The organism is Kytococcus schroeteri, assembly GCF_002847825.1.
Classification (GTDB): Bacteria; Actinomycetota; Actinomycetes; order Actinomycetales; family Dermatophilaceae; genus Kytococcus; species Kytococcus schroeteri.
This window is the reverse complement of the sequence record NZ_PKIZ01000171.1, coordinates 1-303: the sequence shown is the minus strand read 5'-3', so window position 1 is coordinate 303 and position 303 is coordinate 1. Positions and strand designations below refer to the sequence as shown.

1 pseudogene is annotated in these 303 nt (G+C 64.0%); it reads right to left on the bottom strand.

What is annotated here, in order from left to right:
• Nucleotides 1-303, bottom strand: a pseudogene (locus tag CYJ76_RS12040) (hypothetical protein); the annotation flags it as partial.

Genomic DNA, 303 nt, shown 5'->3' with positions numbered 1-303 from the left:
AGCTCCGCGTTGGCGCCGAAGATATCGGAGTCCGAGGCGGCGTCATCCTCATCAAACAGCGCGGACTCTGCCTTCTGGGCAGCTTCAACAACCCCGCGCAGGGCGGCATCCAGGTCATCCACGCGCCCCCAGAGGCCCTCGGCGTTGATCACCGGAAGGCCACCGAGCTGGCCAAACTCGATAGCGAACTCGGGTGTGACGATCGAGTCGGTCGGGTGCGTCATCACCGGGATGTCGAAGGAATAAGCGTCAATCTTCCACGACGTATCCACATCGTGCGAGCTGCGGGTGCGCCGGGACGGC